The sequence below is a fragment of the Chryseobacterium sp. RU37D genome, from assembly GCF_900156075.1.
GTDB lineage: Bacteria > Bacteroidota > Bacteroidia > Flavobacteriales > Weeksellaceae > Chryseobacterium.
Map to the genome: position 1 here is coordinate 1 of NZ_FTMM01000003.1, position 26,811 is coordinate 26,811.

Consider the following 26,811-nt stretch of genomic DNA (forward strand, 5'->3'; position numbering starts at 1 on the left):
TCTTGCCAGTTCCGAAATATTAGATCGCTCATAGCTCAATTGGACTGCTTGTTTTTTAAAAGCTGGATCATAGATTTTTCGCCCTTGTTTCATACATTAAAATTAAGGTTTTATGCTTAACTCTAACTGGAAGCTAAATTAGTATATCCAAATTAGGAGAATTAGAAATACTCAATGATACAAATAATATCGGTAAAATTAAGTATATTGATAAATTAAAAGTAACAAAAGTTAATATCGGTAGCGAAGCATGGATTAAAAAAGAAACTTCATATTCACTTAATTTTCTTAATAATAATGGAAATTGGTCAACAATAAAATCAATTATTTCTGGTAAAGATTCTGTGGCTGTATTTAAAAACATTCCGCTAAAAAAAATTTACTTACTTAAAAATAATTCTTCAAGTAAAAAAACAGAACGCCCATTTATGATAAAAAATTCAACCATTGTCTGGTTTTAATAAAAATCAGATCTTTGTTCAACTAAAAATTCCGTTTAAAGAATTTGAAAATTAAAATTGAAAATTTTTCACTACATTGTAATGACCAAATTGACAATTTTATGAATGAAACGATGATTCAATTTTTCCACTGGTATTCGGAAGGAGATGGAAAATTATGGAAGAAGGCAGAAAAAAACGCACAATATTTAGAAGAATTAGGAATCACTTCAGTATGGTTTCCTCCTGCTTATAAAGGTGCAAACGGCGGGCATTCTATCGGTTATGATGCCTACGACCTTTTTGACCTCGGCGAGTTTGATCAGAAAGGCACCATTCCCACAAAATACGGAACCAAAGAAGATTATATTCGAGCAATAAAATCTTTAAAGGAACATCATATCCAGGTCATTGTCGATATTGTTTTAGGCCATAAAGGCGGTGGCGATGAGCTGGAAACCTTTAAAGCTTTCAAAGTAGACGAAGACAATAGAGAAAAAATTATTTCAGACGAGATAGAAATTCAATCGTATACAAAATTCACATTTCCCGGCCGGGGAAAACAATATTCTGATTTTGAATGGAATTTTACTTGTTTCAGCGGAGTAGATTATGCAGAAGGTATGGATTCTCACATTTTTAAAATAAAAAATGAATACGGAACCGATTGGGAAGAAATGATTGATGACGAAAAGGGAAACTATGATTACCTTATGTACAATGACATTGAGCACCGTAATTCTTTTGTGCGTGAAGAGTTGAACAAATGGGCAAAATGGTATTTTGATGAAACAGATTTTGACGGCGTAAGGCTTGATGCTCTCAAGCACATCTCTTTTGATTTTTATAAAGAATGGCTTACTTTATTAAGATCCAATTCCGGGAAAAATATATTTGCGGTCGGCGAATACTGGGCTCCGGGATATTTGAATCTTCTTCAAAAATACATTGAAGTTACGGAAGGCTGCATGAGCTTATTTGACAGTTCATTGCAAAATAACTTCCACAACGCCTCCAAAGAAGGAGACTCTTATGATTTACGAAGAATCTTTGATGGAAGCCTCACTCAGGCTGATCCGCTTCATTCGGTAAGCCTGGTCGATAATCATGATACTCAACCACTTCAGGATCTGGAAGCGCCTGTTGAAAAGTGGTTTAAACCATTGGCTTATGCAATAATTTTATTAAGAAAAGACGGCTATCCTTGTATTTTTTACCCTGATTTATATGGCGCTCATTATATCGACAAAGACCGTGAAGGTAATGATCAAGAGATATTTTTAGATAAGGTGGACGGTATTGAAGAACTTCTGAAAGCCCGGAAATATCACGCTTACGGCGAGCAGAGAGATTATTTTGAAGATACCAACTGTTTGGGATGGGTTCGTGAAGGTGATGAGGAGCATTCTGGATGTGCGGTAGTTTTAAGTAATAAAGACGCTTATGAAAAGCCGATGGAAATGGGTGAAAAATATATCGGAAAAACTTTCTACGACCTTCTTGGTAGATTTAAATATAAAGTAACGATTGACGAAAACGGATGGGGGAATTTTCCTGTTCCGGCGGGGAATGTCAGTGTTTGGGTTGCTGAGTAGTTTTTGGTTGGAAGATTGGGGTTGGAAACTGGAAGCTTGATGCGCAAAGATTTCCACAACGTTTGTCATTCCGCAGGAACCTATGTTAGTATTATTTTATCTCTATTACTATGTCTGGATTCCTACCGGAATGAGAAATACTATGTATATTTCTTTTATTAAATTTTTAAACTAAACTTTCCGGAGTTCTAATATTTCCGGCCTTTCCGAATCATCGGAAATCCTTCCGGTTCTGGCAAACTCTGCCCAAAGTGCACGTAATTTCCGCCCGTTTTCCTGGATATAGTTCCACGGAACATCTTTCAATAATCCTGAATTTTTCCATGCTTCCTCATTTTCAAAAATCAAGGGAAGATCAATGCAGTGTGAGTCTCCGATGTAATTATTTTTCAGAGTTGATTTAATTTTAAACTGATAAATATTTCCACCTCCCTCTTTATAATTCTGAGCAAAGATATTTGCGGGTTTTCCGTAAATGGATTCTGTAGTTTTCTGAACTATTTTATTAAGAATTTTTTCAGGTAAATACGTATATAAACCTTTTTCGGCAGTTTTTATATAGAAAGCGGTTTCGTCATTATTTATCCCAATCAGGACATCATATTTTTTAGCATTTTCTTTCCATTTTGGGAGACTTTCTTCCTCTTTGCATAAAGGTGGAAAACCATATTGAGTACAAAATGGCATTGAGGTTTTTAAACCATATTTTCTAAAAGAAGGTAAAAAATTTAGATAATCTTCCACCATTTTCAGGACATCGGTTTCATCTTTTAAAAATTTTGTTTTCCTGAGAAATTCCAGTGACATTTTTTGTCTTTTGAGACGAAAACCAAGCGGTGCACTATGAATGATTGCTCTCCTAAATAAATTCCCTACACCTTCCGAAATCATCAAATGAGCAATAGCATCTCCTCCGGAAGATTGTCCGAATAGCGTAATATTTTCCGGGTTCCCTCCAAACCCCTGAATATTTTTTTTAATCCATTTTAAAGATTCTATTATATCAAACAGTCCTAAATTGGCGGGCCTTTCTTCATCACCTCCAAGAAATCCAAAAAGGCCGAGACGATAAGAAATGGAAACAACGATAATGTTTTGTTCTTTGACCCAAAGTGCAGGATCGGAAGTTGGTAAATCACCACAGCCAATTTCATACGAGCCACCATGAATCCACACTACGACAGGTAATTTCTCATTTTCATTGAAATCTTCTGGCCTCGTGATGGTCAAAAACTGAGGTGATTCGTCCGGCAGAAAATGTTCAACATCAGTTTTCCCGATCAGTCTTTCCAAAAGCGGGCTGATATGCTGTGGACAAACCGGGATTTTATCCAAAATTTCGTGTAAGCCTGCAGCTTCTAAAGGCTTTTTATATCTTTCCGAGCGGGCATAGCGAATGCTCTTAGCTTTAATAACTCCCTTTTCTTTTAATGCCAAAATTTCCCCAGAAGGGGTATGAAATGTATGAGTTCCTATATTTTGCTGTGTGGTCATAGAAAAAACAAAATTTATTTTTCATATTAAATTTATGAATTTTTTTATTTGCTGATTATACACTTATGACACTATTTTTTTCAACCACAAAAGTCACAAAAAGATTAACACTTTAGTTATTTAAGTTTATTATAACCATAAATAAGAACACATAAGTTCTCTTTAAGTCTGTTTCAAAGTTTGTCATCTCCGTAGGGATCTAAGCATAATATTAGAAAATAGTAAGTAAAGATTCGTGCCTGGATTCTTTCAGAATAACAAGCTGAGTGGATATTTTTCAATATTTTAAAAAATTAATTTAAAGTTTTATATTCACTCGGAGAAACGCCCACCTTACTTTTGAATAATCTTGTAAAATGCTGCGGATACTTGAATCCAAGATCATAAGAAATCTCACTGATTGATTTTAACGGATTAAAAATCTGGTCTTTTGCTACATTGATCAATTTATTATGAATATATTCTTGTGCTGAAATTCCAAGCTCTTTTTTAATTAAGTCACCAAAATAGTTCGCCGAAAGATTTAGTTTTTCTGCAAAATAATTTACCATCGGAAAGCCTATACTTTTAGGTTTGTCAGACTGTAAATATTCATCCAAAAGATTTTCAAACCTGCCGATCAAGCCTTGATTGATATGATCCCTTGTAATAAATTGGCGGTCATAAAAACGCATACAGTAATTCAAAAACAATTCGATATTATTGATAATTAATGATTTACTGTGTTTGTCTATAGATTGTTCAAGTTCAAGTTTGATATTCTTAAAACATTCCAGCACGATTTCCCTTTCTTTTTCGGAAAGGTGAAGCGCTTCGTGAACATCATAAGAAAAGAAGTTATAATCCCTGATATTTTTACCGAGATTCGTTCCTTTGATAAGGTCCGGATGAAAAATTAAGGCAAAACCAGCAGGCTGAATATAAGTATTTGCATTATCAATCCCGTAAGTCTGCCCCGGAGCAATAAAAACCAATGTCCCTTCCTGGTAATCGTAGCTGTGCTTGCCATATTGCATATCCCCACATATCACATCTTTCAGGAAAACAGTATAAAAACCGAACCGCCTTATATGCTGGCAAATAGGATTAGACCTGGAAAAATCAATAACACTCACTAAAGGATGCAGCGTTTCGTGATTCATCATTTTATTATATTCCGAAACGCTATTGTAAATCTCAACTTCCTGATTTCCCATAAAATATATTTTATTCCTATTCAAATGTACCACTTTCTGCATTGATGTTTGCTCTGTCAGTAAAATTGGTAAATCTTTCTGTAATTTATATAAGTATTGTTAATTTTAAACTATCGACTTTTGTAATCGAGAAAGCAAAATATTAATTTAATTAAAACTTAAAAAAACAAATGAGCACATTCACAGTAAAAGCTTATGGAGCAGAATCTAAAACTGCTGATTTAAAAGAGCTAAATATTGTAAGAAGAGAAGTAACTCCAAAAGACGTGGAAATAGAAATCCTATATTGCGGAGTATGCCATTCTGACCTTCACACCGCGAGAAATGACTGGGGTGGGTCATTATATCCAGTATCCGGGACATGAGATCGTGGGAAGAATTACAAATGTGGGAAGCAAAGTTTCTAAATTTAAAGTTGGAGATCTAGCTGCAGTAGGCTGCCTTGTAGACTCCTGCGGGGAATGTGAAAGCTGTAAGCATGATCTTGAACAATACTGTCAAAACGGATTCACAGGAACCTACAACGGTCAGGATAAACATCTGGGAGGCCATACTTTTGGGGGATATTCTCAGAAAGTGGTAGTTGATGAGCACTTTGTATTGAGTGTTCCTGAAAATCTTGATCTGGCAGCAGTTGCACCGCTTCTTTGTGCGGGAATTACAACCTGGTCTCCATTAAGACATTGGAATGTAGGCCCTGATTCTAAAGTAGCAGTTGTAGGTTTGGGAGGTTTGGGACATATGGCCATCAAATTAGCAAAAGGTTTGGGAGCAGATGTCACATTATTTTCTAGAACTCCGGAAAAAACGGAAGATGCTAAAAAATTGGGAGCAGATCATGTGGTGATTTCAACAGATCAAGCACAAATGGATGCAGTAAAAGGCAAATTTGATGTAATTATTGATACCGTTCCATACGAGCATGATATTAATCCTTATATGCAGACTGTTGCATTAGACGGAACGCTTGTTTTGGTAGGATTTGTGGGTGAATTCGAAAATGAATCCCCAAGTACAAGACCAATGATTTTTCAACGCCGTTCAGTAGCCGGTTCATTGATCGGAGGAATCGCTGAAACTCAGGAGCTGCTGGATTTCTGCGGTGAACATAATATTGTCTCTGATATTGAATTAATCAAAATGCAAAACATTAACCAGGCCTACGAAAGAATGCTCAAAAGCGATGTAAAATACCGTTTTGTAATTGATATGCAGTCTTTGTAACGTCGTATATTTTTTAACTATAGCTCTCCTCTGGGAGGGCTTTTTCCATTTAGGGTTTAGGAAATTACGCTTTTATATTGTCATAGTAATTTTATTTATTTTTCTTCATATGCTTGAGGGCCCATTCTGCCATAGCATTTATGACCGGGATTAAGCCTTTCCCTGCGTCACTCAGTTCATATGTTACGTAAGGGGGAACAACCGGTTTTGCTGTTCTTATAATCAAGCAGTCGTTTTCCAATTGTTTGAGATGTTGAATCAACATCTTTTCTGTCACTGCCGGAATGGCACGTTTCAATTCGCTGTATCTTTTATCACCATTTGAAAGATGGTATAAAATAATGGGTTTCCAGAACCCTCCGATTTTTTCCATAACATACGTTACCGGACATGAATCCAGCGCATATTTCTTATTCTGCTGGATAGTTGAGCTTTCTTTAATTGCTGTCATAATACATACTTTAGGGTAAGTACTTGTATAAAAGTAAGTACAAATATAACTTTGCTGCAAGAAATAAAAAAATATTTATTATGAAAATTATCATTACAGGATCATTAGGAAATGTAGCAAAACCTTTGGCTCAGCAATTAATTACAGAAGGACACGATATCACCGTTATCAGCAGTAACGATTCTAAAAGAAATGAGATTGAAGCTTTAGGTGCAAAAGCAGCTATTGGTTCTATCACTGACCTAAATTTTTTACTTAAAACTTTTGCAGGTGCAGATTCTGCATTTCTGATGACCCCTCCCAATATGGGCGCTGCAAACATTGTAGAAAATACTACGAATGCCGGAAAAAATTATGCTAAGGCCATCAGAGAGACCGGAGTTAAAAGAATCGTAATGCTCAGTAGCATCGGTGTGGAATCCCCAATTGAAAACGGCCCGATTAAAGGTCTCCATCCTATTGAAAAATTCTACCGAGAGCTGGAAAATACTTCTGTAACTTTTTTAAGAGCCGGATATTTTTATTACAATTTCTTTAATGATATTCCTTTAATTAAAAATGCAGGAATTATAGGCGCAAATTATCCTGCCAGTGCAAAAATACCCATGGTTCACCCAAAAGATATTGCAAGTGCTGCCGCTGAAGAGCTAGTAAAAATATCCGAAGGCAAAAACATAAGATATATTGTAGGGGATTTACGTCCAGCCTCTGACTTTGCAAAAGTTTTTGGAAAAGCTATCGGAAAGCCGGAGCTTCCTTGGATTGAATTTATAGATGAAGAATCTTTAAACGGAATGCTTCAGGCGGGTGTACCAGAGGAAATGGCCGGATTGTATACAGAAATGGGACGTGGCATCAGGACAGGGATCGTTCAGAAAGATTTTATTAATCATGGCTCTGCTATTTCAGGAAAGATTAAATTGGAAGAGTTTGCGCGAGAGTTTGCGGACAGGTTTAATGTTTAATTTTTCTCTGAAATTAATTTGAATTATATTAAAAAGTTTCGGCGAGCCAAAGGCTCGCCGAAACTTTTTACTAATTTGAGATTACCTTTATTAACCCCGGGTAGGTAATTTATTTTCTTAAAATTCCTTTCAAAACTTTTAATTTTCCATCGATGGGCTGATCTATTTTTAGGCCAAGAATTTCAGCAACCAAAGGGTAGACATTGATATTTTCAAATTCGTTAATATTCAGATTATTTTTGAATTCAGGCCCCCAAGCGAAGAAAGTAGCTTTCATTTCCGGAACAAGTCTCGGATTGTAGCCATGTTTTCCCGCAGATGTTGTTTTTCCTTTCGGTAAAAATACTTTTGGAGCTTTTGGAACCAATAAGATTTGTCCGATTCTGTTGTATTGATCATCTTTAGTTCCAAAATGAAGATATTTAGGAAATCTTTTGTCCATATAAACATCATAATCATCGGTTTTATTGGATTTTAATGTCTTGTAAACATTTTTAACTTCATTTTTATCTTTAACGTGGACTCTTAACAAAGTCTGGGAATTATAAATATCAAATTTATCTTTATCTAAAAGCATTGCAGGGATTTCCAGGGGATTTCCTCCATCAACTTTTATCATCCCGTGATCCGAAACAAAAATAAAATTGACGTTTTTTAGTCCCAAATCATTCACTTTCCGAACCAATTCTCCAATTGCTTTATCAACCAAATGTACTGCCTCTTCAGTTTCCTTGGTATCCGGCCCGAAATGATGTCCGGTGCCATCAACTTCCGGAAAATACAGTGAAATAAAATGCGGCCTTCTATCCATCGGAAGCTTCAGCCAACCAACCACCTTTTCTACTTTTTCAGTGGGCGTGAATTTTTCGTGGTAAGGATAATAATAGGATGGTCTTTTACCTCCTGCATTGCTCGCAGAACCTATCCACATCAGTGAAGCTGAAACCATTCCCTGCTTTTCTGCCAACCCCCAAAGCGGAACGCCACCGTACCAGCTTCCGTCTTCCGCATTCTTTTTATCGCTCATCGCATAACCTTGTTTTCTTGTGTAGTCGTAGAAATAGTTATCAATCAAACCATGATGAGAAGGATATAAACCTGTAACTAATGTCCAGTGATTAGGGAAAGTAATGCTCGGATAGCTGGGAATCATTGCTTCTGAACATATCCCCTGACTTGAAAACTTCAAAAGGTTTTCGGCATTATATTTTTTAGCATAATCATAACGGAAACCATCTGCAGAAATCATGATTACATAAGGCTTCGACTGAGCCTCAGCACTATTATATCTATTGGAAATAACCACCTGAGCTGTGTCAGTTTCTCCTTTCTGGGCAAAAAATAATGTTGAAAGAATAAGTAGTAAAAATTGTAATCCATGCTTCATTGTAAAATTTTCTGTAAAGTTAGCCTGAGTATTTCTGACAAAAAAGCTTTCGGGATTAAAAAAGCATTAAATGTTTGTTAGTCTTAATAATACGTCAAGTTCTGTCGTTATGCCGGTTTATCTTTGCTTCAGAAAAAATAATTCATCCCGGGATGAAAAAAAATATAAAATTTCTTTGATGTCAAATAAAAAATTTATTTCTTTGCAAAAATTAACAAAAAACACATATGAATAAAAATCTTCTCTCTTAAGCGCATAGTTTCTTAGCGCATATTTCAAATCAACATTTAACACACAAAAAAATACAAAAAATGAAAAAACTCTACATGGGTGCATTTGCCTTATGTACTCTCCTCTCATATGGGCAGGAAGTTCTCTGGCAAAAAGATATCCCCTCCTCTACGCAGGATTTTCTTTCGCAAGTTACCACAACCATTGACGGCCAGTACCTTATTACGGGAAGCCCTATCCAAAGCATTAAACAAAAAGAACGAGTTGGGAAAGGCACTTCTCAATTTAAAATCATAACAATCTATCCGTTTAAGGCAGGGGAAAAACAATTAGAAATGTATTTAAAAGAATTACAACATCCTACAACTATTGAAAAGTATCCTCAATTTAAAGGTGTGGAATGGAAAAAGATTTTAGAAACTTATTAATAATTATGGATAGTAAAGAGTTTAAAGTAATATTTGGTGAAATTGCAAAATCCTATGGTTTTATTAAAGCTTTTAGTGGTTGGTATAAAAAAAATGCTGAAAGTATAGCAATTTTAGAACTTCAAAAATCAAATTTTGGAGATTATTATCAATTAAATATAAAAGTTTTTGTACAAAAAGTATTTAATAGAACTTATGAACCAAATAAGGATTTAATTAAATCCTCTTTAGGTCATGTAAATTCTAGCGAAACAAAACCTTATAGCAGGATTCTTAATTTTGATGATCATATGGAAGATAATATTCGGATTGAATTGGTCAATGAACTCTTTAACAATCATATTGTTCCATTTATCAACAAAACCTCATCAATATCAGGCATTCTCAATTTAGAGGAAGCTGGAGAAATTTTTCTACTTCCTGCAATAAAAGAAGAACTTCAAAATTTGCAATATAAATAGTACCAGAAAGTATCTTTTGGAAGACTATGTATACTGAGGGTATAGATGATATGAAAGCATGAAGTATTAAGCCAATTAAAAAATGATGAATAATATTAAATTTTCAGAGCTAATTGAAAAAATTCAAAAAGGAGAAACAGAACAATTTTTGTTAGACAATTCAATAGAAATTGAATATGATTTAATCGATTTATATACAAAAGATACAGTAAATATTAACTGCGAAGTAAGATTTTTTAATGCAGAAGAAATCGTAAATGAAATTTTTATCAATGTCGATGGAATAGACTATGAAAATATTTGCCCGTTAAATATGCTGGAAGATTTAGTTAACGATTTTACCCCGGATAATCCTGATTTAAATTCTACAGAAATAGCAAATAAAATTTTGAGTTACCTAGAAAATGATGCTTAATAATAGCATAGGCAGAGTATTAAAATTAATACTCTGCTTTTTATACTGTATATTATGAATATAATTAATTTTATAAACGACATTGACAAAGTAGATGAAGACTTAATAATCTTTTTACAAGATATTAACAACTTTAAATCAAAAATGATTTTGGATTATCCAGAAGATGGGGATAATGGTATTAAAGAAAAAGATGGACAGAAGTATTATTATTTACTTGAAGTTTTTCTAGCAAAGGAATTTATTGAAGATTGGATTGAGAGCTTAGATTATTCTCCATCAAATGAGGAAATAGCAAAAAGAGTTTATGAATACGGAATAAATGATGCTTAAAAGGACATTAAAGATAAGGAGCCGTTTTTCGGCTCTTTATTTCATGAAATTTTTGGACATTTAAAATGATGAGATAAATATTATGAAACACAGTGTTATTTTTGCAGAGGGTTATAGTGATGATGTAGAGTTATTTACTCGAAATTTAAGAACGGATATACTTATTATTGATAAACAAGGAAACTTATATAACCCTTTTTAATTTAAACTATTTATTATGAATATAAATGAATTAATGTTTTATATTGAAAAAAGACCTCAGATGTATTTCCGTGAAAAAAATGTATACTATTTGGAAGCTTTTTTAGGAGGTTTTTTTGTAAATGAATTTATGCAAGATAATAATTTAAAAAAAGACTTTAGACCGAGTTTCTATGAATAGTTACAAAATAAATATAGCCTTGAAAATACGTTGACATGGGCTGATTTTATTGATATTATCAGTAAAAAAGAAAATCTAAACTCAGTAGATGTTTTTTTAGAGAATATCATTTATTTAAAAAATAAAAAATCATTAAAAAAAGAGACTGTCTAGAAACAGTCTCTTTTTGTTTAATATTGAAATTTTCTATAATTCATATATATAATTATCATCTATTTAGACTACTGCCCCCATGCTGATGCGAGCGTCTCGCTCGTATCTGTAGATAAAACAAGAGGCTGTCTCAAAAGTACGCCCTCTCTCGGAATCCTCTGACAAATTTTGTCATTTAGGAGATTCTCAGAGCATTAGTTTACCTTTTGAGACAGCCTTTTAATATTATTTCAAAAAAAATCTATTCCTTAATCAATTTCTCAAAAGAAGTCGATCCATCTTTCAATGCAATTTCCAAATAATAACTTCCGGCTTTAAGCTCCGAAATATTAATATCTTTTCCATTCATTTTTACAATCTTTACCTTTCTTCCTGTTGATTCGTAAATATCTACAGACTTTATTTTATCAAAATTTTTGAAACTCACAGTTTCTTTTGCGGGATTAGGGTAAAGAAGTACTTTTCTATTTTCTGCTGCGACATCATCTGTTGCCAATACTGTAGCAAAAGTTCCATTTGTAACAGCCGTATTCGCAGCTCCTCCATGTGGCGCTATCGATAAACCTGCGGAACTTGTAATAACACATTTCGTGGTAATATTATTTGCTGTGGCATAATCAAACTGATAATCATTAGCTCCATCCGCCGTTGTTAAATTACGTTCATATGACATTGAAACTGTTCCTGCAGATATTGAAGGTGCATTTATTACTGTCCAATCCTGGGTATCTGAGTTGTAAACTCCAATGCCACCAAGATTTCTGTCATTAAATCCGACATCACTATATGTTAAAGCATCTGTAGGAGCACCGGACATTCCCGAATTTGCTGCACTTCTAAAAGTAAATCCAAACCATCTGTCAGAAGGCCCTGTTAAATCTAATCTCACTTTGTTTGTGGTATTGTTTAAAGTAATATTAGCCGTTACCGATCTTGTACCCACCGTACACGTCATAACTCCTGTAGATTTTAGTTGAGAAGCTCCCCAAAATCCTACAATTAATAGTAAAGAAGATAATACTTGTTTCATACTTAATTTTTTAATAAATTAATAATTTCGTGATTTTTAGAGAAGATGGCATATTCAAACGCTGTTTTTCCTTGTTTATCTGCCAAGTCTTTATTTGCATTATTTTCCAGTAGTATTTTTACCAAATCTTTGTCCTGAAGTTGCACTGCATAAATCAAAGGAGTCACTCCATTACTATCTGCAAGATTGGCGTTGGCACCATTTGCCAGTAATTTCTTAGTGAGTCCTTTGTTACCTTTAAAAACCGAAGCAGTAAGTGCAGACCCCTGGGTAATACCATAATTAACATCTTTCACTTTTTCTATTAAAAATTCTGCAACAGCTATATTTTCTCTATAACATGCTAAAATTAATGGCGAGAACCCATTCTCGTTGGTTTGGTTAATAATATCCGGATTCTGCTTCATCAGCTCTTTAACCTCAGCTACGGTTCCGGTTCTCGCTATATCGAAGATCGATTTTGCTTTTTCCTGAGCAAATACTACTGTAAAACTCACAAAAATACCCAATAGTAAAATCAGCTTTTTCATTGTTTAGAAAGAATATAATTATATTGAACATTTACGCTTTCCGCTATTTTTTTGGTCACCATTTTTGGGATAGTTACATTATGATCCGCGGGTTTAACAACAAACCCTCCATTCATATAGATTTTCCCATCCTTGGTATAAATCGTGGCGGCTGAAGTATACATCTTATTCACCCCGTGAAAATTCAAAGTTCCCTGAACCGAATATTTCTGGGGAGATACGGAAAGCTTATTCTTATCAAAATTCACGATTTTACCGGTAAAGGTTGTTTTCGGATATTTTGCCGTTTCGGCGTAGCTTTCATTGAAATGCTCTTCCATTAATTTTGTTTTAAAATGAAAATTTTTCACAACAGAAACGGATGCAAAATCTCCCGTATCTGCATTGATGACGGCCACATTGTTGTCATCCTGCGCAAAAACATCTTCAAATAAAGGTACAGAAGCTTCAAACGTTACTTTTCCTGTCTTAGACATATACTTTTGTGCTAAAGCAAGGTTGGTAAAAAGCAACGAAATAGTGAGTAATACTAGCTTTTTCATATTAATTTCTTTAATTTTCAAGAAGCCCGTCGGCTTTCCATTTTGTGATAATATTAATTTGTGATGGTGATAAGCTTCCACCCTGCGGCATTTTCAGCGGATCTCCGTTTGGACGGCTTATTCTGTCGATAATATTGTTAATATTTGCTTTTACCTCAGAATAATTCGTAAGAGCCTGCGCCCCCGGTGAATGACAGCTGACACAATTGGCATCAATAATGGGCTTTACATCTTTGGTAAAGGTCACTTGCTCTGCAATCGGCGTATTGTCGGAGATTTCTTCATAAGTTCTGCTTTCACAAGCGATGAGTACAACAGCCGATGAAAATATAAATAGTAATTTCTTCATAATCAAAAGACTCTATAAAGATTAAACCCAAAGAAAATCTGTCCTTTTCCCCACTTTCCAGTTGCATTTGTCAGATAACCAATGTCTGAATTGAGTTGGGAATTGGTAAATAAAAGCTGGAAAACGTGTCCTCCGGTTTCTATATCCATCCCCAATGACAGGGGGTTTTTATAAAAACTGTGATTGTCGAAATTCACAAAATATTCTGCGTTGATGGAAATTCTTTTGGAAATTTTATAGCGGCCGCCCAAGCCTGCCAGAAATTGATTTTTATCTTCTATAGCCGGATCATAAAGGTTTTTATGAACATATGAAGGGGTCAGCTGTAAAGAAAAATCATCGCTGAATCTTCTCGAGATCAAAGCCTGGGTAAGATAAGAAAGTCTGTCCCCGAACTGAAGATGCGGATAATTGTCTTTGCTGAGATCAGTATTCACGGCCAAAACATTGTATCCTACAATATCAACGGGAAATTTTTCACTTTGCTTCACCAGCTTGTATTTTGCGCCTCCTTCAAAAGTTTTAAGGTTGGTTTCCCTGGAAAGGCTTAATGAAAGCCCGTCGGTAACGCCATAGATTACTCCTAATTTAGTAGAGGCATCATCTAATCCAAAAAATTCTTTAAAACCTTGGCTTACATCCCCGAATCGGTGTGCAACAACGATATACCACTCATTTTTTGCAGAGAGTTTTGTAGATTGTCCCGTGACAATCTGTAATGCCTTAAAAGCAGGCTGGGAAATTCCTGTATTAGTTTGGATGGTGTCAATATCCTTCAACAAGTCTTCCTGTGCAAAGACAAGACTTGAAACGAACATTGACAAAAATATGAGAGTTTTTGTCATACACATTTCAATTAAGTTAATATAGCAAACATATAGACTTATGAATTCAAAATCGTGTGATAAAAGTCACCGACTAAATAGTTTTTATCAATCACGATTTTAAAACCTTTAAAATCTAACATTTTCATTTACAGGGATTTTTATTCCTTCTTTTGTCTGTGTAATTTCTCCCTCATTTTCGATTTTTTTCAAAACTCTACTCACAACTTCCCTTGATGTTCCTAAATTGTTGGCAATTTCCCTGTGTGTAAGCTTGATCGGGTTATTTCCTGTGTTTACAATCTGTTGTTTGATATATTTTAAAACTCTCTTGTCAAGTCTGTGGAATACGGCATCATTCACCATATTCATTACATCAGAAAACCTTTTGTCATATTCATTATAAAAAAGCCTGTTGATTTCCGGGAATCTGATCAGCCATTCATGAACTGCAGAAACAGGGATCAGCAATACTTCCGAATCCTCTTCTGCCACAGCATATACTCTGCTTGTATAATCTGTAAAAATGGAAGAAAAGGTCATCAAACAGCTGTCATTAGCTCTTATATAATAATAAATAAGTTCTCGCCCGTCATTTAAGGTAAAAACCCTTATGGATCCTTTCACCAAAAAGGGAACAAACTTATTTTTCTGTCCTTCTCTGATAATTTCGACTTTAGCTTTAATATCAGTAATAATGGCATGCTTATTAAGCTCTTTTAAAAATTCATCACCTAAAAAGCTGAATTTATTAACAATAAATTGATTATTTATCATATCCGTTATATCAAATCTAAAAACAAATTTAAAAAAATAAAGATATTAAGATAATCATTAACAATTGATGAATTAAAGAAAAAACTGCTTTACTTTCGTAAAACAGTTTTTGGTAAATTTTATAATCTGTATTTTAAATTCAAGCCATAAAAGAAATAAGCTTTGCTCGGTCCCGGATTGAGATCTGTTGCAACACCTTTCGGGTAACCATTTCCTGCATCTGCATCATTAATACTGTTCCCTAAGAACAGGAATGTATAATTGATCTGACTGGTTAAGTTATTTCCCATTACATAAGCATCAAGATCAAGCCTTCCGAAAGATTTCTTGTATCCTAATTTTGAATTTAGCAAACCGAAACCTTTTACAAGATTAGTATTCGCAAAATCTGTATATACATTTCCTAAATAATTGTATGTATTTACAAGATAAAAACCGGGTTTTGTATATAAATCCAGGCCAATTGCATATTTATTTCTGGGAACGCCCACTACAGTTTTATAATCGTATATCTGATCCGCCCCTAACAACCTGGTTTTAAAATCTTTATACTTCGCATCATAATAAGAAAGATTCACAAACGGTACCACTCTATTGATAAATGAATTATCATTCTTATACTGATATCCGATATTCACCTCAAGACCATTATTTTTCTGACTTCCGGTATTTGCCCAATATGTTTGGTTATTAGAGTTTGGTATTGTTAATTGGGTTAATTTATTAGAATAATCTATTCTGAATAAAGAAACCTGATAATCTAATTTTGTATCTAGCAATAATCCGTGAACACTAAAATCAAACATTTTTGCACGCTCCGGTTGCAAATCATCATTTGCGGTATTGGTATAATTGATAAAAGAGGAACTTGCTGTAGGCGCATTATACCCTTCGCTATAGCTTAAATTAAAAATCTGATGCTGCCATTCTTTCTGTAGAGCGAAATGCGGAGTGTAAGCAGTTTCATATTGTTTTCCAAATGACTGATCTTTTTTCCCTGCAATTAATCCTGGAAGAGCATACAAATCTTTTCTGTCATAATTAGTCTTATTAGCACTTACTCCTGCAAGGAATGTTAATCCCCAAGGTTTGTATGTTAAATAATCTATTGCAAAGTAAGTTGCCTGATTGTTATTGAACTTAAAGTAAGTTGCCCCGGAAATCCCTGTAGTTTCCAATGGGTTCGTAATTGATCCTGTAAAACGATAACTTGATGTAGTAGACATTGAGTTCTGAATCTCAGCTCCAAAATCCAATTTATTTTCAAAGTCTTTGAAATTATTTTTTAATGTAAATGTAGAGCGCAATCCTACATTTGGAGAGCTCGTTACTCCATAAGATCCTGCAGAAACACTTTCTGTATTCCCATTGTAATAGAACAACGTGGTATAGTTTCTAAGATTCGGAAGAATATCTATAAAATTGCTTAGTCCTACTCTTGAAGATTTTATTTTTGTTCCAGAATTTTTACGGATATAAGCCGGATTGCCATTGTCAATTCCTGCATAATAATCGTCATAAGAAATCTGCCCTGAAGTATGCTCATAAGAATAAGCCTGACTTCCTAAGAAACTCAACTGGTCGCTTTTCCCGAGTTTAACTGTTCCGTTTACATTAAAAAAATTCTTCAATCCACCTCCGCTTGGCCTGTAACCATCAGTTTCTAGGTGGCCATAAGCTGCATTAACAGAGTAATTTTCATCAGCAACATTCAGCTGTGTACGAGACTGAAATGTTTTAAACGCTCCTATCAAAGTATTTTCTGAAACCGTAATGCCTTTTGTAAAATCGGGACGTGTATAAAAACGGACTACTCCCCCTGCTCCGCCTCCATACATTGTTGCAGCCGGCCCTTTGATCACTTCAACGTTATTTACATACGCAAAATCAACATCATCCAGAATGGTGACTCCTTCTGCATTAGTTAACGGTATATTATTCCAGTAGACTTTTACCCCCCAGTTATTAAATTTCTGATCGTTTCCATATCCTCGGACAACCAATCTCTGTCCTCCAAAATTTGTTCGTTTATCAACCTGCAAACCCGGCATTGTAGACAAAGTCTGGTCTATCGCTGCAGGATTGTTTCTGTTCAGTTCTTCTTCTGAAAGGGTTTCTACAGATTGTGCATGTCTTTTGAATTCTGCACGTTCTTGTTTTATTTTTTTCCTTCCATAGATAGCAACTTCCTCAATGGCATTTTCAGGTGATTGTTGGGCATTCGCTATCATACAGCTTAATAAAGCTGCAATACATATATATTTTTTCATTGATTAAAAATTAATTATTATCGTCTTAAAGTTTTTATAAAAGTTGGAAAAACGATTCGGGAGGCGGAATGATGATCGACTGACAAAATGGATTTTCTAATCTTTTGAGATATTCTGATGTTAATTTTAAAAGAAATAGATTTAAAAATTGAATTTCCTTATTTATAAGAAAAATAAAGGAATTAGAAGTTTTAATAATTTTTTTTCCGTGAATCGGCAAGTCAAAATGTCGCCATGCATATACTTTTTTATTTACGAATAATCCCGAAAATTTTAATATGGAATTTATAATTATATCTTTTTTATCCTGATAACAATAAAAATATTTAGTTCCGTCTATAAAATTGGTATTAATAACATCGTATGAAAAACCATTGAGTGTAAATTCTTTTTCTTCCCTCCATTCAGCTTTCACTAAGTCTTTTTCGAAAAAACAAATGGTTTTCGATTTATCAAATTCATGTTTTGAAATGTGGTATTGTGTATTTTTGTATACCTCACTTTTAATAAAGGAAATAACAGAATGAGTCATATTAAAAAATACGACTGTTAAAGGAATACATAAAAATATAAAGAATTTTTTTTTGTTCAAAAGAAAAAGATTATTGTCTTTGAGGAATAAGATCCCCCTCAGGTTCTACTGAAACAAATTCCGGAATGGCTATTTTATACGCTTTTTTAGAATTTTTTGTTACGAATTCTATCCAGTTATCTTTAGAATTTATTTTTGTAGATGCTTTGGGGCTTTTAAAAGTTGCTCCCGAAGGCATATCTTCAAAGTTATCAGGCTTAGGAGTAATTGTTATATTACCTTTTACAGTGATTATATTTCCCGAGATGTTTTGTGTAGGGCTGACCGTATTTCCTTCGGCTCTTAAAGATTTTACTGTAATAAGATCTTTATTGTTTTTTAATTTTAATTTAATGGTATACATTGTACCTCTCACTCCTGGCCTTCCACCAAACCAATCTGTTTTTTCTGCTGATATCACCGAAACTTTATCTTGATGTAACGAGGAAACCGGCGCCTTACAAGAAAGCGCCAATATCCAAAATATTATTATCAATAACTGATTATTCATTTTTTTAATCATTATCACCTACTCCACCTAAAACCAGATAGTTACCTCTATAAACAATTTCTTCTTTATATTCAGCTTTTAATACGTAATTTCCAGCTGTTAATTTCTGACCAAATTCTTCATCGGATTTTACATTCTTTTTACTATAAACTAGTCTTCCTGACCCGTCAAAAATACTGATGTCAAGAGCGTTATATTTTGTCGAATCAAATCTCATATGTGCAATTCCTTTTGAAGGATTTGGATATATTCTTACCTCGCCTTTATTAGACTTAACTTCTCCTGTTGCTAAATTTAAAGTATTCTGAGTAGTCCATGCTCCTCTACCATAAGTTGAAACCAAAACAGTTCTTGTAGCTGGTCTGTAATCTAAGTTTGTAACTCTCACATTGCCTATATTGCCAGAAATAGAAGCCCAGGTTGGTGATGCAGAAAGGAAATTTGTTGTTCCCCACACTCCCATTTCCGTTCCAATAATTACTTCATTGGCATCATCAGGATTTCTTAAAACAGTTCTTACCGGCATATCAGGAAGATCTCCTTCTTTGTTTTGCCATGTTGTTCCACCATCTGTAGAGAAGAATATGCTTGTAAGATTATAGTTTGATAATGTTACAATAATTTCGTTTTCATTAGCTCCAAACTCTATATCCGAGATGGTTCCTGCAGCAGGTGTCGTAAGTACAGTAGATACATATGATGCTGTGTTGGCATTCGTTACTTTAAAAATTCTTCCTAAGTTCGTTCCTACAAATAGTGTAGTGGAAGCTGTTGTATAAGGTGAAACCTTCATCCAAGAAATCTGCTCATTAGTTTGTGCAGTTCCTACTGTCATTGTCACGTTGGTAAACGTTGTTGCTGTTGCCGACAGGCCACTTGTCCTGAAAATAGTTAAGCCTGAACGGTAAGAATAAAATACATTATTGATCCTATCTAAAGCAATCTCATTTACAAAATGACCGTAATTCCTGTTTGCACTTGAAATCAGGTAATTGCTACTGTTGTTCGCCAACAAAAAGTGGTTATTATAAACATAGCTTGCAATTTCATATTTATCCTGATCATCGTATTCTGTATACATCCCGTCCCCACCAGTAGCATTCTGGCTGGTTAAAAAATTATTTGTCTGTGGAACACCATATAACCACCAGGAACCATTATCCTGGGCACCTGCTAATAGTTCTTCATTTGCAGGAGTTGTTGTAGGATTCAATATTGCACTGTAAAACTGCGTAACATTGTATCTTGTATTTCTGGCAGAAAAACCAGATGTGGTTGCAATATTATTTTTATTTGCTACAAAATAAATTCCGCCATCATTTCCGAACATCATCTGATTGGTAGAATAGTTATTAAAGGGATTAAAAACTATTTTGTGCTGATCGGCATGCACCAGAGAAACCTGTAGTGCGCCCATATTATTGTTGTTCGACCACTTCGAAATCTGCGTCCAGTTTGCACCTCCGTTTGTAGATCTGTAAAGATCAATTCCTCCGATATACACAATATTATCATCTAATGGGTCTGTAGCAATAACAAGATCATAAAAAGACTGCCCCCTCGTAAAATCATTTGCCGGAATACTAGTATCTGTAGCTGTGGGAAGAGTGATTACAGGAGTTGCATCATTTGTTGCCTGCCACGTTACACCCCCATCAATAGATCTTGCTATTCGTATAGGCTCCGAAGTGCTGTTTGCTCCCTGCATGAATGCATAGGCTTTATTAGCATCTGTTCTGGAAAGGGTAAAATTAACTCTTGCGCCAGAATTCCCAACATTATAAACTTCGTTGAAAGTATTTCCATCTGCAGATTTAAGAATTCTACCTCCTGAGTCTATATTAGAATATATTGAAAATCTTGTAGAAACCCAAACAGAGTTATCTGCTCCGATTTCTATCTGCTGAATAGAATATCCCGTTGTACTTGTTGTATTCGTAGTAGTATTAAGCGCTAATAAACTGTTATTTTTTGTAAATGTTACACCTTCGTCCGTAGATTTATACAATCCTGCCTGGCTTAGTCCTTGAAATACTCCATCATTGTAATTACCGCTTACTCCTGCATAAACTTCTGAAACACCTGCATTATTTCTAACTTTGATATCATTAATATAAAAATTTCCGTTTCTTATGGCCCCGGAACTGGAGTATGTCGGTGAAATAGTAAAAATCTGTGTCCATGTAGTTCCTCCATTTGTAGATTTCCAGATTCCCGACCCGATAGCATCAGCTGTAGGAGATTCTCCGGTTCCGACGTAAATAATCTGTGGATTGTTAGGATCATAAGTGATGCAGGAAACAGAAGTATTCGCCCAGAATGTACTTAAAGGAGTCCATTCATTCGTGCTGATTGAAGGATCCTGATTTACCCAAAGTCCTCCCGAAACTCCTCCCGCAAAGACTCTTTTTCCAGTGGGGTCATTGGGATCATACATAATAGCTCTCGTTCTTCCTCCTACGCTATAAGGACCTCTTTCAACCCAAGGTTCGTTTACTATTTTATTTGCAGAGGAACCACTCCTGTTAATGAAAGACATTGGTTTAATAGGAGCATATTTCCCCTGAACTATATCCTCATTTAATTTGGCAAGCGAGCCAAAATTATTTTCGCCTGTAACAGGATCCATTGTTCTTTTGTAATCTTCTTCATTATAAAGATTGGGTGGAATTCCTGCACTCTTAGATAATTTATGTTGTTTTTTTAAATTTTTATTGTATTCGGAATATAATTCCTGAATATGTTTTTGATTAGTTTGAATTGTCGTTGTAGTATGTTTCTGTGCATATATCTTTCCGGCTATGCATAACATAACAGTAAATAGAGAATAACGTTTCATTTTATATTTTTCACAAATATACGCACATATAATAAATATATAATAATAAATCATCATATAAGTTATTAAATTAAAACAAAAACAAATATTTTAACGAAAATTAAAAATTTTACATTATTTTCGTTTTATTTTATTAAATTATTTAATCATAAAACAAAAATCATACATAAAAAGTGCTTCAATTTACTTTGAAGCACGTCTGTTTATTTTTTGAGTACATCTTAAGCGTTTATATTATTCCCTCCTAGTACGAAAGATTCAACTTCTTTGATTTCTCCGAACTGCTGCTCATAGTTAGCAATATTTTGTTGAAGAGCTGAAAGTACTCTTTTAGCGTGAAGTGGGGCAAGAATGATTCTTGATCTTACTTTAGCTTGTTGTACACCTGGCATTAATTGGATGAAATCTAAAACGAATTCAGATGGAGAGTGACTTATCAAAGCTGGGTTAGTATGGATACCAGCAGCTATCATTTCGTTTAATTCGATGTTGATGTTTCCGTCTTGTGGATTTTGTTTGTTTCGGCGCGGCTTCGCCGCGCCGAAACAAACAAAATAGTGTGTGCCGAAAGCGGGAAAAAGCTACAAAAATAGACTTTAGAGTACAAAAATGCCCCAATTTTCATTGAGGCATTCTTTATTTATGATTAAGAAAAATCTTAAGCGTTTACATTGTTTCCTCCTAATACGAAAGGCTCAACTTCTTTGATTTCTCCGAACTGCTGCTCATAGTTAGCAATATTTTGTTGAAGAGCTGAAAGTACTCTTTTAGCGTGAAGTGGGGCAAGAATGATTCTTGATCTTACTTTAGCTTGTTGTACACCCGGCATTAATTGGATGAAATCTACAACGAATTCAGATGGAGAGTGGTTTACCAAAGCAAGGTTTGCATAAACTCCTGCAGCTACCATTTCATTTAATTCGATGTTGATGTTTCCGTCTTGTGGATTTTGATTGTTGTCCATTGTTATAAAATATTTTTTATTCGAAATTTTTGAGGTTGTGAAAATATAAAAATAAATCCAAACCTCAAATTTCCGAATCATTAATTTTAGTTAAGATCTTCGAATTCTTTTTTAGAACCTACGATCACGTTTTGGTATTCTTTAAGACCTGTACCTGCAGGAATTCTGTGTCCTACAATTACATTTTCTTTAAGACCGTTAAGATCATCGATCTTACCTGCAACCGCCGCTTCGTTAAGAACCTTAGTTGTTTCCTGGAACGATGCTGCAGACATGAATGACTTCGTCTGAAGAGCCGCTCTTGTAATACCTTGAAGTACAGGCGTTGCTGTAGCAGGTAAAGCTTCTCTTACTTCAACTAAAGCTTGATCTTCACGCTTCAATTTAGAATTTTCATCTCTTAATTCTCTTGCAGTAATCATCTGACCTGGCTGGAAGATTTTAGAATCTCCCGCTTCAGTAACTACTTTAAGACCGAATACCCTGTTGTTTTCTTCTAAGAAGTCATACTTGTGCTCAAGAGCTCCTTCAAGGAATTGAGTATCACCTCCATCAACGATAGATACTTTTGTCATCATCTGTCTTACGATGATTTCGAAGTGCTTGTCGTCAATTTTTACCCCCTGTAAACGGTAAACTTCTTGGATCTCATTTACTAAGTATTCCTGAACCGCAGTTGGGCCTTTAATTCTCAAGATATCTTCCGGAGTAATAGAACCGTCAGAAAGCGGAGAACCTGCTCTTACGAAGTCATTCTCCTGTACTAAGATCTGGTTTGATAATTTAACTAAATAAATTTTTCTCTCACCCGTTTTAGCCTCAACGATCAATTCACGGTTACCTCTCTTGATTTTTCCGTAAGAAACTACCCCATCAATTTCTGTAACCACCGCCGGATTGGAAGGGTTTCTTGCTTCGAATAATTCGGTAACTCTTGGAAGACCTCCGGTGATATCCCCTGCTTTTGCAGATTTTCTAGGAATCTTGATTAGTACTTTACCCGCTTTAATTTTTTCACCGTCATTTACCATCAAGTGAGCTCCTACCGGCAAGTTGTATGCTTTCTGCTCAACACCTTTAGAATCTACAACCTTCAAAGTAGGTACGGCTTTCTTATTTCTAGATTCAGAGATTACTTTCTCTTCGAATCCTGTCTGCTCGTCAATTTCAAGCTGGAATGAAATACCCTGGATGATATCCTCGTATTCTACCTTACCTGAAGTTTCAGCAATGATAACCGCGTTATAAGGATCCCATGTACAGATTACATCTCCTTTTTTCACTTTATCACCCGGCTTCACAGCCAATATGGAACCATAAGGCACGTTAGCGATCATTAATGGAGTTCTGGACTCATTATCAGCAACTAATCTGAATTCCGTTGAACGGGAAACTACAACCTCAGCTGTATTACCGTTTTCATCTTCAGAAGTAATAGTTCTTACTTCGTCCATTTCTACGATACCGTCTCTTCTTGCAACGATAGATGGGTTTTCTGATACGTTTCCTGCAGTCCCCCCTTGGTGGAAGGTTCTCAACGTAAGCTGAGTACCCGGCTCCCCGATGGACTGTGCTGCAATTACACCTACCGCTTCACCCATATGAATCACTTTGCCTGTTGCTAAGTTTCTACCGTAACATTTTGCACAGATACCTTTCTTAGCTTCACAAGTTAACGGAGAACGAACTTCCACAGCTTCTAGACCTGCTTCTTCGATTTTCTTCGCCAATTCTTCAATGATTACCTGATCAGCCTCAGCGATCAACTCATCAGTTTCAGGATCATAAACATTATGTAAAGAAACTCTACCTAAGATTCTTTCAGAGATTCTTTCAACGATCTCGTCATTTTTCTTAAGCGCAGTAACTTCTGTACCTCTTAGAGTTCCACAGTCGTCTTCTGTAACGATAACGTCCTGTGCAACGTCTACCAATCTTCTCGTTAAGTAACCAGCATCGGCTGTCTTAAGAGCGGTATCCGCAAGACCTTTACGAGCACCGTGGGTAGAGATAAAGTATTCTAGGATGGAAAGACCTTCCTTAAAGTTCGCAAGAATCGGGTTTTCGATGATCTCCGCACCGGTAGAACCGGCTTTTTGCGGTTTCGCCATCAAACCTCTCATCCCTGATAACTGACGGATCTGTTCCTTAGAACCCCTCGCTCCAGAATCAAGCATCATATATACAGAGTTGAAACCACCTTGGTCAGTTTTCATTCTGCTCATGATCATTTCAGTTAATCCGGCGTTGGTGTTTGTCCAAACGTCGATTACCTGGTTATAACGTTCTGTATCGGTAATAAGACCCATGTTATAGTTGGCCCTAATCTCGTCTACAGCTTCGATAGATTGTGCAATCATCTGCTTTTTCTCAACAGGAACTACGATGTCCCCTAAAGAGAAAGAAAGGCCTCCTTTGAATGCGTTTGAATATCCTAAGTCTTTCATTGCATCAAGGAACTTCACAGTGGTAGGGAAATCTGTTTCAGCAAGGATCTTACCGATAACATTTCTTAATGATTTCTTAGTAAGAAGTTCATTAATATATCCTACCTGCTTAGGTACAATCTGGTTGAACAAAATTCTACCCACAGAAGTTTCGATCAGTCTTGTAACGATTTCTCCGTTTTCTTTTACAGGAAGTCTACATCTTACTTTAGCATTTAAAGATACTCTACCTTCAGCATAAGCGATTTCCGCCTCTTCAGGAGAATAGAATGCAAGACCTTCACCTTTTACTTTCATCGTCTCAGTAGAGCTTAATTCTTTAGTCATAAAATAAAGACCAAGAACCATGTCCTGAGAAGGTACCGTAATTGGCGAACCGTTTGCAGGGTTCAAGATGTTTTGAGAACCTAACATCAATAACTGAGCTTCAAGGATCGCTTCTGGTCCTAACGGTAAGTGTACCGCCATCTGGTCTCCGTCGAAATCGGCGTTGAATGCTGTTGTTACCAACGGGTGTAGCTGGATTGCCTTACCTTCAATCATCTTAGGCTGGAAAGCCTGAATACCTAGTCTGTGAAGCGTAGGTGCTCTGTTCAATAGAACAGGGTGACCTTTCATCACATTTTCTAAGATATCATAAACTACCGGTTCTTTTCTATCAATAATTCTCTTTGCAGATTTTACTGTTTTTACAATACCTCTTTCAATTAGTTTTCTAATGATGAACGGTTTGTAAAGTTCCGCAGCCATATCTTTAGGAATACCACACTCGTGAAGCTGTAAGTTTGGACCTACAACAATTACCGAACGCGCAGAGTAATCTACCCTTTTACCTAATAAGTTCTGACGGAAACGACCTTGCTTACCTTTCAATGAATCTGAAAGTGATTTCAATGGTCTGTTTGATTCAGATTTTACAGCTGAAGATTTTCTTGTGTTATCGAATAATGAATCTACTGATTCCTGAAGCATACGCTTCTCGTTTCTCAAGATTACTTCAGGAGCTTTGATCTCCAATAATCTCTTCAAACGGTTGTTTCTGATAATAACTCTTCTGTAAAGGTCATTCAAATCGGAAGTAGCGAAACGTCCACCATCCAACGGGACTAATGGTCTTAGTTCTGGTGGGATAACTGGAAGTACACGCATGATCATCCACTCAGGCTTGTTGATCATTCTTGTATTGGCACCTCTTAATGCTTCTACAACGTTCAATCTTTTAAGAGCTTCAGTTCTTCTTTGTTTTGAACCTTCGTTGTGAGCCTTGTGTCTTAAATCGAAAGACAATGCATCAAGATCGATTCTTTTTAATAATTCCTCAACAGCTTCAGCACCCATTTTAGCGATGAATTTGTTTGGATCAGAATCATCAAGATACTGGTTCTCAATTGGAAGAGTTTCCATGATATCAAGGTACTCTTCTTCTGTTAAGAATTCCATGCTTTCGAAATCAGAACCGTCTAATTTCTTAGCAATACCCTGCTGGATCACCACATATCTTTCGTAGTAGATGATCATATCTAATTTCTTAGAAGGAATTCCTAAAAGGTAACCGATTTTGTTTGGTAAAGAACGGAAATACCAAATGTGAGCAATTGGAACAACAAGGTTGATATGCCCAATTCTCTCTCTACGTACTTTTTTCTCCGTAACTTCTACTCCACAACGGTCACAAACGATCCCTTTGTAACGAATTCTCTTGTATTTACCACAAGCACATTCGTAATCCTTTACAGGACCAAAGATTTTTTCACAGAACAAACCGTCTCTTTCAGGCTTATGCGTTCTGTAGTTAATAGTTTCAGGTTTAAGAACCTCCCCCCTCGACTCTTGTAGAATCGATTCCGGTGAAGCTAAACCGATGGTTATTTTATTAAATCTACTTGATTTATTTTTATTTGACATTTTTTTTAATTTGAGATTTGACATTTGAAATTTGAGATTAATGAATCTCTAAAATTTTGTTTTGATTTTTGTTTGAAATCTGCGTACAGAATTTCAA

Annotated in this window: 22 protein-coding genes and 2 pseudogenes; 7 read left to right on the plus strand and 17 right to left on the minus strand. The window is 35.3% G+C overall.

The window, feature by feature from the left end:
• Nucleotides 1-562: 562 nt before the first annotated feature.
• On the plus strand, nucleotides 563-2,035 hold the full coding sequence (locus BW926_RS01800) for an alpha-amylase (RefSeq protein WP_076443693.1): 1,473 nt from the start codon (nucleotides 563-565) through the stop codon (nucleotides 2,033-2,035).
• Nucleotides 2,036-2,206: 171 nt separating this feature from the next.
• Here the strand turns inward: BW926_RS01800 and BW926_RS01805 are convergent, their stop codons facing one another.
• Complete coding sequence (locus BW926_RS01805) at nucleotides 2,207-3,529, minus strand: carboxylesterase family protein (protein WP_076443694.1); 1,323 nt, start codon at nucleotides 3,527-3,529, stop codon at nucleotides 2,207-2,209.
• Between the two features lie 293 nt (nucleotides 3,530-3,822).
• Nucleotides 3,823-4,725: a helix-turn-helix domain-containing protein gene (locus tag BW926_RS01810; protein WP_076443695.1), complete on the minus strand. Its 903-nt coding sequence runs from the start codon at nucleotides 4,723-4,725 to the stop codon at nucleotides 3,823-3,825.
• 170 nt (nucleotides 4,726-4,895) lie between these two features.
• Between BW926_RS01810 and BW926_RS01815 the strand changes: the two are divergent.
• Nucleotides 4,896-5,949 (plus strand): annotated as a pseudogene (locus BW926_RS01815) (NAD(P)-dependent alcohol dehydrogenase).
• Between the two features lie 91 nt (nucleotides 5,950-6,040).
• Here the strand turns inward: BW926_RS01815 and BW926_RS01820 are convergent.
• Complete coding sequence (locus BW926_RS01820; RefSeq protein ID WP_076443696.1) at nucleotides 6,041-6,400, minus strand: winged helix-turn-helix transcriptional regulator; 360 nt, start codon at nucleotides 6,398-6,400, stop codon at nucleotides 6,041-6,043.
• 80 nt (nucleotides 6,401-6,480) lie between these two features.
• Between BW926_RS01820 and BW926_RS01825 the strand changes: the two genes are divergently transcribed.
• A complete protein-coding gene (locus tag BW926_RS01825; protein ID WP_076443697.1) occupies nucleotides 6,481-7,365 on the plus strand; it encodes an NmrA family NAD(P)-binding protein in 885 nt (294 codons plus the stop codon).
• 109 nt (nucleotides 7,366-7,474) lie between these two features.
• On the opposite strand, the gene BW926_RS01830 is transcribed toward BW926_RS01825, so the two are convergent.
• Nucleotides 7,475-8,752, minus strand: coding sequence for an alkaline phosphatase family protein (locus BW926_RS01830; RefSeq protein WP_076443698.1), 1,278 nt, complete (start codon nucleotides 8,750-8,752; stop codon nucleotides 7,475-7,477).
• Nucleotides 8,753-9,063: 311 nt separating this feature from the next.
• On the opposite strand from BW926_RS01830, the gene BW926_RS14495 reads away from it, so the two are divergent.
• The 4 genes from BW926_RS14495 (at nucleotide 9,064) to BW926_RS01850 (ending at nucleotide 10,620) form a co-directional block, all read left to right on the plus strand.
• Complete coding sequence (locus BW926_RS14495; protein ID WP_076443699.1) at nucleotides 9,064-9,411, plus strand: hypothetical protein; 348 nt, start codon at nucleotides 9,064-9,066, stop codon at nucleotides 9,409-9,411.
• Nucleotides 9,384-9,872 carry a DUF4304 domain-containing protein gene (locus BW926_RS01840; protein ID WP_228403375.1) on the plus strand — a complete coding sequence of 163 codons (489 nt, stop codon included), beginning with the start codon at nucleotides 9,384-9,386 and terminating at the stop codon, nucleotides 9,870-9,872. The genes BW926_RS14495 and BW926_RS01840 overlap by 28 nt, the downstream gene beginning before the upstream one ends.
• Before the next feature lie 82 nt (nucleotides 9,873-9,954).
• Nucleotides 9,955-10,287 carry a hypothetical protein gene (locus BW926_RS01845; RefSeq protein WP_076443700.1) on the plus strand — a complete coding sequence of 111 codons (333 nt, stop codon included), beginning with the start codon at nucleotides 9,955-9,957 and terminating at the stop codon, nucleotides 10,285-10,287.
• 54 nt (nucleotides 10,288-10,341) lie between these two features.
• Nucleotides 10,342-10,620 (plus strand): hypothetical protein, encoded by a 279-nt coding sequence (locus tag BW926_RS01850; RefSeq protein WP_076443701.1) that lies wholly within the window; start codon nucleotides 10,342-10,344, stop codon nucleotides 10,618-10,620.
• Nucleotides 10,621-11,396: 776 nt separating this feature from the next.
• Here the strand turns inward: BW926_RS01850 and BW926_RS01855 are convergent.
• The 13 genes and pseudogenes from BW926_RS01855 to rpoC form a co-directional block, all read right to left on the minus strand.
• Complete coding sequence (locus BW926_RS01855; protein WP_076443702.1) at nucleotides 11,397-12,185, minus strand: T9SS type A sorting domain-containing protein; 789 nt, start codon at nucleotides 12,183-12,185, stop codon at nucleotides 11,397-11,399.
• A 2-nt stretch (nucleotides 12,186-12,187) separates the two neighbouring features.
• The gene (locus BW926_RS01860) at nucleotides 12,188-12,715 is read right to left on the minus strand and encodes an ankyrin repeat domain-containing protein (protein ID WP_076443703.1); all 528 of its coding nucleotides are present in this window, start codon (nucleotides 12,713-12,715) and stop codon (nucleotides 12,188-12,190) included.
• Nucleotides 12,712-13,257, minus strand: coding sequence for a YceI family protein (locus BW926_RS01865; protein WP_076443941.1), 546 nt, complete (start codon nucleotides 13,255-13,257; stop codon nucleotides 12,712-12,714). The genes BW926_RS01860 and BW926_RS01865 overlap by 4 nt, the downstream gene beginning before the upstream one ends.
• A gap of 10 nt (nucleotides 13,258-13,267) precedes the next feature.
• Nucleotides 13,268-13,606: a c-type cytochrome gene (locus BW926_RS01870; protein ID WP_076443704.1), complete on the minus strand. Its 339-nt coding sequence runs from the start codon at nucleotides 13,604-13,606 to the stop codon at nucleotides 13,268-13,270.
• A gap of 2 nt (nucleotides 13,607-13,608) precedes the next feature.
• Nucleotides 13,609-14,451 (minus strand): DUF5777 family beta-barrel protein, encoded by an 843-nt coding sequence (locus BW926_RS01875; protein ID WP_076443705.1) that lies wholly within the window; start codon nucleotides 14,449-14,451, stop codon nucleotides 13,609-13,611.
• A gap of 108 nt (nucleotides 14,452-14,559) precedes the next feature.
• On the minus strand, nucleotides 14,560-15,207 hold the full coding sequence (locus BW926_RS01880; RefSeq protein WP_076443706.1) for a Crp/Fnr family transcriptional regulator: 648 nt from the start codon (nucleotides 15,205-15,207) through the stop codon (nucleotides 14,560-14,562).
• A gap of 119 nt (nucleotides 15,208-15,326) precedes the next feature.
• Nucleotides 15,327-17,477: a TonB-dependent receptor gene (locus BW926_RS01885; protein ID WP_076443707.1), complete on the minus strand. Its 2,151-nt coding sequence runs from the start codon at nucleotides 17,475-17,477 to the stop codon at nucleotides 15,327-15,329.
• 34 nt (nucleotides 17,478-17,511) lie between these two features.
• A complete protein-coding gene (locus BW926_RS01890) occupies nucleotides 17,512-18,069 on the minus strand; it encodes a hypothetical protein (RefSeq protein ID WP_143756486.1) in 558 nt (185 codons plus the stop codon).
• 10 nt (nucleotides 18,070-18,079) lie between these two features.
• A complete protein-coding gene (locus BW926_RS01895; RefSeq protein WP_143756487.1) occupies nucleotides 18,080-18,559 on the minus strand; it encodes a hypothetical protein in 480 nt (159 codons plus the stop codon).
• A 4-nt stretch (nucleotides 18,560-18,563) separates the two neighbouring features.
• Nucleotides 18,564-21,398: a T9SS type A sorting domain-containing protein gene (locus tag BW926_RS01900; protein ID WP_076443710.1), complete on the minus strand. Its 2,835-nt coding sequence runs from the start codon at nucleotides 21,396-21,398 to the stop codon at nucleotides 18,564-18,566.
• A gap of 221 nt (nucleotides 21,399-21,619) precedes the next feature.
• A pseudogene (locus BW926_RS01905) lies at nucleotides 21,620-21,910 on the minus strand (DUF3467 domain-containing protein); the annotation flags it as partial.
• A 146-nt stretch (nucleotides 21,911-22,056) separates the two neighbouring features.
• Complete coding sequence (locus tag BW926_RS01910; protein WP_027380924.1) at nucleotides 22,057-22,362, minus strand: DUF3467 domain-containing protein; 306 nt, start codon at nucleotides 22,360-22,362, stop codon at nucleotides 22,057-22,059.
• Between the two features lie 86 nt (nucleotides 22,363-22,448).
• Entirely contained in the window at nucleotides 22,449-26,714 is a 4,266-nt protein-coding gene (rpoC, locus tag BW926_RS01915; protein ID WP_076443943.1) for a DNA-directed RNA polymerase subunit beta', read from the minus strand.
• Nucleotides 26,715-26,811: the final 97 nt, after the last annotated feature.